The sequence below is a fragment of the Streptomyces sp. CA2R106 genome (assembly GCF_037034245.1).
Lineage (GTDB): Bacteria > Actinomycetota > Actinomycetes > Streptomycetales > Streptomycetaceae > Actinacidiphila.
Map to the genome: position 1 here is coordinate 1 of NZ_JBAGKC010000059.1, position 8872 is coordinate 8872.

Below are 8872 nucleotides of genomic sequence, written 5' to 3' on the forward strand. Positions count from 1 at the left end.
CTCGGCCACGTCCCGCAGGAACGCACCCGACTCCGTAGACGACGTACCCGACGTCGTGCCGTCCGGATCGAAGAAGCCCTCCAAGTCCCAACCGCGATCCGTCGGGAACCCACCCACCGCGTCCCCACCAGAGGACAGCAACTCCCAGAACTCCTCCGGAGAACCCGCACCCCCCGGGAAACGACACGCCATCCCCACAATCGCCAACGGCTCCTCGGTCGCCGCAACCACCGTGGCGGCCACCGGAGCGGCGGTGGCGGTTTCGGTGGGACCGGCGACCGTCTGCTCACCGACGAGTTCGCCGTGCAGGAAGGCAGCCAGCTCCACCGGGGTCGGGTGGTCGAAGGCGAGGGTGGCCGGCAGCCGGAGCCCGGTCGCCGCGTTGAGCTGGTTGCGCAGTTCGACGGAGGTCAGCGAGTCGAAGCCGAGGTCGCGGAACGCCTGCCGGGCCGGCACCAGGTCGGCCGAGTCGTGGCCGAGTACGGCGGCGGCCTCGGCACGGACCAGGTCGGTCAGTATCCGGTCCTGCTCGTACCGGCTCACACCGGCCAGCCGGGCGGCGAGTTCGCCCTCGGCGCGCGGCGCGGCGGCGGTGCTGCCCGCACCGGCGCGGGCTGCGGCCAGCCGCCGGATCTCCGGCATGTCACGGACCAGCGGCATGTCGAGGACGTGCGCCGTGCCCGGTGCCGATCCCAGCTGCTCCGGGTCGAAGTCCATCACCGTCACCGCGGCGTGTGGGCCGTTGACGGTCTCGACCAGGGCCTCCACCGCGAGCTGCGGGTCCATCGGCGGCATGGCGGTCCGGCGCATACGGGAGCGGATCGCCTCGTTGGACTGCGCCAGCCCGGCACCGCCCCACAGGCCCCAGGCGACCGAGAGACCGGCCAGGCCGCGCGAGCGGCGGTTCTCCGCCAGCGCGTCCAAGTACGCGTTCGCCGCGGCGTAGTTGCCCTGACCCGGGCCACCGAGCGTGGAGGCCGCCGAGGAGAACAGCACGAACGCGTCCAGGTCCAGCTCCGCGGTCAACTCGTCCAGCAGCTCCGCGCCGCGGACCTTCACGTGCAGCACGGAGGCCAGGCGGTCCGGGGTGAGGCGGTCCACCACGCCGTCATCGAGCACCGCCGCGGTGTGCAGCACCGACGACAGGGCCGGGCCGGTCGCCGCGATCCGCGCCAGCAGCGAGGACAGGGCCGGGCGCTCGCTCACGTCGCAGGAGACGAGGTCCACTCGCGTGCCGGCCGCGGCGAGTTCGGCGGCCAGCGCCGCCGCGCCCTCGGCCGCGGGGCCGGAACGGCTGGTCAGCACCAGGCGCTCGGCGCCCCGGCCGGCGAGCCGGCGCGCCACATGCCCGGCGATCGCACCGGTGCCGCCGGTGAGCAGCACACTGCCGCGCGGGGTCCAGCCGTCGGCGGAGCCGCTGCCGCGTGCGACGCTCGACAGCCGGCGTCCCAGGATGCCCGCGCGCCGGACGGCGACCTCGTTCTCGCCGCAGCCGGCCAGGACCGCGACCAGCCGCGCGCCGGCCCGTTCGTCCACTGTCTCCGGCAGGTCCACCAACCCGCCCCAGCGCTCCGGGTGTTCGATTCCGACCACGCGGCCGAGGCCCCACACCTGCGCCTGCACGGGGTGCGTCAGCGCCTCGCCCCGGCCGGCCGCGACGGCGCCGCGAGTGGCGAGCCACAGCGGGGCCCCGATGCCGGCGTCCCCGAGTGCCTGGACGAGTGCGAGGGTGCCGGCCAGGCCGGCGGTGACCACGGGGTGGTCGGGCAGGGGTGTCTCGTCCAGCGCCAGCAGCGACAACACACCGGAGACGGCGGACACTTCGGCGGCCTGGGCCAGCAGTTCGGCCGTCTCCGTCCGGTCGGCGGTTCCGGCGGGGACCTCGACCCGTGTGACCTCGGCGCCGCGGGCGGAGAGCGCGGCGACGCACTGCCCGGCCGTGTCGTCGTCGGCTCCGGCCGGGGTCACCACCAGCCACCGGCCGGACAGCAGCCGGGAGTCCGGCTCGGCGACGGCCGACCAGGTGATCCGGTAGCGCCAGCCGGCGGTGGTGGAACGGTCCTGCTCGCGGCGCCGCCAGGACGCCAGCGCCGGCAGCACCTCGTGGAACGGGCGCCCGGCGTCCAACGCGAGGGTGCCCCCGAGGCGGGTCAGGTCGCCGCCCTCGACGGCCGCCCAGAACGCGGCCTCGACATCGGGGCTCCCACTGCCGCCGCCCGTCGCGGCCAAACCGCCGGTGGGCAGCGCCAGCATGCCTTCCGGCCAGTAGCGCCGGTGGCGGAAGGCGTACGTCGGCAGCTCCACCTGCTGCCCGGCGGGCAGGACCGACGTCCAGTCCACCGGCGCACCGCCGGCGAAGGCTTCGGCGAGCGAGGTCAGCAGGCGTTCGGTTCCGCCGTGGTCACGGCGCAACGTCGGGCAGACGGCAGCGGGTTCAGCGCCATGGCCCGCCTCCTGGGCGACCTCTTCCAGAGTGTCGTTCATGGCACCCATCAGGACCGGGTGCGGAGTCACCTCGACGAACAGCTGATGGCCGCGGCCCGCCAACGTCCGCACCGCACGGTCGAAATGGACCGTCGCCCGCAGGCTCCGGAACCAGTAACCGGCATCCAACTCCTCACCGGTCAGCGTCTCCCCGGTCATCGCCGACACCATCGGCACCCGGCCCCGACGCGGACTGATCCCCGCCAGGACCGAGGTGATCTCGCCCTCCAGCCGGTCCACCTGCGCCGAATGGGACGCGTAGTCCACCGCCACCATCCGCGCCCGGACACCCTCGGCCTCGAACTCCGCCTTCAACTCCTCCAGCGCTGCGGGCTCACCCGACACCACCACCGCAGACGGACCATTGACCGCCGCCAACGCGACAGCGTCCCCGAACCGGGCCAACCGCTCCTCAACCTCAGCCGCGGACTTGCTGACCGACAGCATCCCGCCCGCACCCGCCAACACCTTCAACGACTGCGACCGCAACGCCACCACCCGCGCGCCATCCTCCAACGACAGCATCCCCGCCACCGTCGCCGCCGCGATCTCACCCTGCGAGTGACCCACCACCGCCTCGGGCGCGACACCAGCCGCCTCCCACACCGCCGCCAAAGACACCATCACCGCCCACAACGCCGGCTGCACCACATCAGCCGCCTCCAACGCCGGAGCACCCTCAGCCCCCGCCAACACCTCATGCAGCGACCACTCCACATACGGCGCCAAAGCCGCCGCACACTCCGCCAACCGAGCCGCGAACACCGGCGACACCGACGCCAGCTCACGCCCCATCCCCACCCACTGCGACCCCTGACCCGCGAACGCGAACACCGGACGCGCCGCCGAGCGTGCCTTCCCCGACACCACCGCACCCGACGGCGTACCGGACACCACGCTCGCCAGGCCGGACAGGAGTTCCTGGCGGTCACCGCCGACGATCACCGCGCGGTGCTCGAAGACCGAGCGGGTGGCCGCCAACGACCAGGCCACGTCGGCCGGTTGCAGCTCGGGACGGGCCGAGACCCACTCCCGCAGCCGGCCCGCCTGCGCGGCGAGCGCTTCGGCGGTGCGCCCGGAGACCACCCAGGCCCCGGCGCCGGCGTCCGGCGCGACGGCGACCGCGGCCGCCGCCACCGCCGCGGCCTCGGGGTCCGAGGAGTCCCCGGATTCCCCGGCCGCCTCCACGGGCTCCGCCGCGGGGGCCTCTTCCAGGATGACGTGCGCGTTCGTCCCGCTGATGCCGAACGAGGAGACGCCGGCCCGGCGCACCCGGCCGTCGGACTGCCACGGAAGGGCCTCGGTGAGCAGCCGCACCTCACCGGCGGTCCAGTCCACGTGCGAGGACGGCACCTCGGCGTGCAGCGTCTGCGGCAGCTGCTCGTGCCGGAGGGCCAGCACCATCTTCATCACACCGGCGACACCGGCCGCGGCCTGCGTGTGGCCGATGTTGGACTTCACCGAGCCCAGCAGCAGTGAGCCGCGGTCGCCACGGTCCTGGCCGTAGGTGGCCAGCAGCGCCTGGGCCTCGATCGGGTCACCCAGCGTCGTACCGGTGCCGTGCGCCTCGACCACGTCCACATCGGCCGTGGTCAGGGCGGAGTTGGCGAGCGCGGCGCGGATGACGCGCTGCTGCGACGGGCCGTTGGGCGCGGTCAGCCCGTTGGAGGCGCCGTCCTGGTTGATGGCGGAGCCGCGCAGCACGGCGAGGACCTCGTGGCCGTTGCGGCGGGCGTCCGACAGCCGCTCGACCACGAGCATCCCGGCGCCCTCGGCCATGCCCATGCCGTCGGCGTCGTCGGAGAACGCCTTGGAGCGTCCGTCCGCCGCGAGGCCCCGGGCGTGCGAGAACGCCAGGAAGCCGTCGGGGCTGGCCATGATGGTGACACCGCCGGCCAGCGCCAGGGAGCACTCCCCGGCGCGCAGGGCCTGCGCCGCCAGGTGGAGGGCGACGAGCGAGGAGGAGCACGCGGTGTCGATGGTGACCGCGGGGCCTTCCAGGCCGAGGGTGTAGGAGACGCGGCCGGACAGCACGCTGGCGGCGTTGCCGGTCATCAGGTGGGCGCCGAGGCTTTCGAGTTCCTCTTCGTCGGTGACGCTGACGGCGAGGTAGGAGGAGCCGTAGCCGCCGACGAAGGCGCCGGTGCGGCTGCCGCGCAGGGTGGCCGGGTCGATCCCGGCGCGCTCCAGCGCCTCCCAGGACGTCTCCAGCAGCAGGCGCTGCTGCGGGTCCATCGCCAGCGCCTCGCGCGGGCTGATCCCGAAGAAGCCGGGGTCGAAGGCGCCGGCTTCCTGGAGGAAGCCGCCGACCTGGGTGTAGGAGGTGCCGGCGTGCTCGATGTCCGGGTTGTAGAGGGATTCGAGGTCCCAGCCGCGGTCGGTGGGGAAGGTCGACAGGCCCTCGGTGCCGTCGGTGAGCATCTGCCACAGCTCGTCCGGGCTGGTCACGCCGCCTGGGAAGCGGCAGGCCATGCCGACGATGGCGATGGGCTCGTCGGCGGCGGACGCGGCGAAGGTCTCCGGGACGGCGGTGGCGGCGTCCGTGAGGTCGTCGGCGAGCTGCTCCCGCAGGTGTGCGGCCAGCTCCACCGGGGTGGGGTAGTCGAAGACCAGGGTGGACGACAGGCGCAGGCCGGTCGCCGGGTTCAGCCGGTTGCGGAACTCGACGGCGATCAGCGAGTCGAAGCCGAGGTCGGTGAAGGGCCGGCCGGCCTCCACGGCGTCACCGGAGGGGTGGCCGAGGACGGCGGCCGCATGGCTGCGGACCAGGTCGAGCAGGAGTCGGTCGCGTTCGGGGCCGGTCAGCGCGGACAGCTGCTCCCGGAGCTGCTGGGCGGCGTCGGCGCCGGCCGCGGCGGTGGCGCCGGCGGCGGAGGTGACGGCGGCCCGGCGCGGGGCGAGGTCGTCGGCGAGTTCCGTCCACAGGGTGGGGATGCCGGTGGCGGCGGCCTGTACCCGTAGCCCGGCCTTGTGCAGGCGGGCCGGGACGAGGACGGCCTCGGGGCGGTCCAGGGCCAGGTCCAGCAGTGTCAGGCCCTCGTCCTCGCTGAGTGCGGCGAGGCCGGAGCCGGTCATGCGGCGGAGCATCACCTCGTCGAGGTCCCGGCCGATGCCGGCTTCCGGCATCCAGGGGCCCCAGGCCAGGGCGGTGCCGGCCAGTCCGGCGGCCCGGCGGTGGCCGGCCAGGGTGTCGAGGAAGGAGTTGGCGGCCGCGTAGTTGCCCTGTCCCGCGCCGCCGAACGCGGAGGCCACGGAGGAGAACAGCACGAAGTGGTCCAGGTCGCTGTCGCGGGTCAGTTCGTGCAGGTGCCAGGCGGCGTCGACCTTGGGGCGCAGCACCGCGGCCACCTGCTCGGCGGTGAGCGAGTCGACGAGGCCGTCGTCGATGATGCCGGCGGTGTGCACGACGGTCCGCAGGGGTCGGTCGGCGGGGATGCTGTCCAGGACGCGGGACAGCGCGTCGCGGTCCGCGGCGTCGCAGGCGACGACCCGCACGTCGGCGCCGTGCGCGGCCACGTCGGCGGCCAGTGCGGCGACGCCGGCGGCGGCCGGTCCCGAGCGGCTGAGGAGGAGGGCCTCGTCGGCCCGGCCGGTGGCGGCGAGGTGCCGGGCGACGACGCCGCCGAGGGTTCCGGTGCCGCCGGTGACCAGTACCGTGCGCGGGCCCGCGGTCTCTCGCGTCCCGGGGCGGTCGTCGGAGGCGGGTCCGCCGGTGGGGCGGACCATGCGGCGGACGTACGGCTGCCGCTGCCGTAGGGCGAGTTCGGGTTCGCCGACCGCCAGGGCGGCGGGCAGCGCGGCGGTGTCGGCGGCGTCGCCGTCGGCGGGGAGGTCGGCGAGCACGAAGCGGCCGGGGTGCTCCATCTGGGCGGAGCGCAGCAGGCCCCGTACGGCGCCCGCCGCCGGGTCGGCGACGCGCTCGCCGGGGTGCACCGGGACGCCGCCACGGGTGAGCAGGACAAGCTGCGCGGGCTGCAACTCCGGTGCGGCAAGCCATTCCTGAAGGAGCATCAGCGTATCGGTGGTGACGCGCCGGGCGGCCGCGGCGACGCCGCTTCGGTCCGCCGGGGCGGACGGGTCGTCGGACGCGCCGCCGCTGAGGCAGGCGAGCACGGTGCGCGGCACGATGGCGCCCGCGGCGGCGGCCGCCGCGAGTTCGGCGACGCCGGGGTAGGTGCGCACCGGTGTCCCGGCGGCGTTCAGCTGCTCGGCCGCGGCGAAGCGGTCGGCGCCGATCAGGGCCCACTCCCCCTGCTGCGGCGGGTGCAGGGCGGGGTTGGCCGCGCTGCCGCGCGAGCCGCCGCGCTGCTGCGGGAGCCATTCGACGGTGAACAGGGCGTCCCGGACCCAGGCGTCGTCGGCCCGCACCTGGTCGGCCAAGAGCGGCCGGGTCGCGACGGAGTCCACCGACAGCACCATGGTGCCGGCGGTGTCGGCCGCGGTCAGCGCCAGGGTGCCGTCGGCGTCCCGGCGCAGCCGGACCCGCAGCACGGACGCGCCGGCGGCGTGCAGTTCCACGCCCCGCCAGGCGTGCGGCACGCGGATGCGGTCCGGTCCGGTGGCGTTGTCGCGGCCCTGGGCCGGCCCGGCGACGGAGTCGGCGAGCAGGGCGGCGTCGAGCAGCACCGGGTGGATGCCGTAGGTGTCGGCGGCGCCGGCGTCCTCCGGCAGCGCCACTTCGGCGAACACGTCGTCGCCGCGCTGCCAGACGCCGCGCAGGCCCTGGAGCGCCGGGCCGTAGATGTCGGCGAGCCGCACCGTGTACAGGTCGGCGACGTCCAGGGCGCGGGCGTTGCGCGGGGGCCACGCGGTGAGGTCGGCGGGGGTCCTGACCGGCTGCCGCGCGGGCATGCGGCCGGGGGCGACGAGGGCGGTGGCGTACCTGACCCAGCTGTGCTCCTCCTCGGAGCGGTCGGGGCGGGCGAAGACGTCCACCCGGCGCCGGCCCTCCTCGTCCGCGGCGCCGACGAGCACCTGGATCTGCGTGCCGGCGCCGTCGGCGGGGAGCGTCAGCGGCTCGTCCAGGCTGAGTTCGGCCAGCACCGGGCAGCCCGCCTGGTGTCCCGCGCTGACCACGAGTTCCACGAAGCCGGTGCCGGGCAGCAGCGCCACCCCGCCGAGGGTGTGGTCGGTCAGCCAGCTCTGGGCGCGGGCGGACAGCCGCCCGGTGCACACCAACTGGTCCTCGCCGGCGAGTTCGACGACGGCGCGCAGCATGGGGTGGCCGAACGCTTCCAGCCCGAGTTCGGCCGGGTCGCCGGCGCCGTGCTTCACGGTGCCGGGCAGCGACATCATGCCCTTCGGCCAGTACCGCTGGTGCCGGAAGGCGTACGTCGGCAGCTCCACCTGGGTGGCGGTGGGCAGCACCGACCGCCAGTCGACGGGGGCGCCGTGCACGAAGGCCCGGGCCAAACCCGTCTCCAGGCCGGTCACGCCCTCGTCGGTGCGGCGCTGGAGCGGCACGAACGCGGGCTCCGCGCCCTGCACTTCGGCGACCGCGTCCGGGCCGAGGGAGGACAGGGAGCCGTCCGGTCCGACCTCCAGGAAAACGGAGACGCCTTCCCTGGCAAGGGCGGCGACGGCGTCGGCGAAGCGGACCGCCTGCCGTGCCTGCGCGGTCCAGTACCCGGCGTCCGGGTCCGACACCAACGCACCAGTGAGGGCGCCCGCCCAGAGCACCTTGGGCCGGCTGTGCTCGATCTCCTGCGCCGTGGCACCGAGGCCGTCGAGTACGGGGTCCATCGCCGGGGAGTGGAACGCGTGCGACACCCGCAACGGCCGCACCCGGCGCCCCCGCTCACGCCACAACTCCACCAGCGCGTCCACTGCTTCGACCGCACCGGACACGACGACCGAGTCCGGACCGTTCACCGCGGCCACCGCGATGTCACCGGTCACGTCAGCGAAGGAGGCAACAACCTCGGCCTCCGGCGCCTTGATCGACGCCATCGCCCCACCCGACGGCAACTCCTGCATCAACCGCGCCCGCACCGCCACCAACTTGGCCGCGTCCGGAAGCGACAACACCCCCGCCACATACGCCGCAGCCACCTCACCCACCGAGTGCCCCACCACCGCATCCGGCCGCACCCCCGCGGCCTCCAACACCGCGGCCAACGCCACCTCGAACGCGAACAGGCCCGTCTGCGCGTACAACGTCTGATCCGCCAGACCCGCGTCCACACCCTCAACGCCCAGCACGACGTCCCGTACGGGAACGGCCGTGCCCAACTCCGTTTGCAGGAGCCCGCACACCTGGTCGAAGACCTCGGCGAACAGCGGGCTGGACCCGTACAACTCCCGGCCCATGCCGGTCCACTGCGATCCCTGGCCGGCGAAGACCAGCCCCACCTGGACGCCGGAACGGGCGACTCCGGAGACGACCGAC

At 74.9% G+C, this 8872-nt stretch carries 1 protein-coding gene; it reads right to left on the bottom strand.

The window, feature by feature from the left end; translation table 11 throughout:
* The coding region (locus WA788_RS34770; RefSeq protein WP_335984370.1) for a type I polyketide synthase at positions 1 to 8872 on the bottom strand (8872 nt) is incomplete at both ends.